Source organism: Gemmiger formicilis (assembly GCF_016901605.1).
In the GTDB taxonomy this organism is placed as follows: Bacteria; Bacillota; Clostridia; order Oscillospirales; family Ruminococcaceae; genus Gemmiger; species Gemmiger formicilis_B.
In genome coordinates this window covers 1-217 of sequence record NZ_JACJKP010001027.1, presented here as the reverse complement: position 1 = coordinate 217, position 217 = coordinate 1, and the positions used below count along the sequence as shown (strand labels likewise).

Genomic DNA, 217 nt, shown 5'->3' with positions numbered 1-217 from the left:
TTTGTACCCGATGCCTTGCTGGCCGAAACCACCGAAACAGTTGAAATCCTGACGAACCTGACTGGCTGTCGTACCCATCATGTGGGCCAATTCGCTGGAAGAGATTTTCTCTTTCCTTTTTGGATACAGGTTCCATGAAAACAACCCCTCTTTGCATGACATTTTGCCAGAAGTATACCCTGTTTCATTTTCCTTTATTCTTCTTTCCAGAGGGAGT

The 217-nt window shown here is 45.2% G+C and carries 1 pseudogene; it reads right to left on the bottom strand.

Annotated elements, in window-relative coordinates:
* Nucleotides 1–132, bottom strand: a pseudogene (locus H6B10_RS17630) (winged-helix domain-containing protein); the annotation flags it as partial.
* Nucleotides 133–217 lie beyond the last annotated feature (85 nt).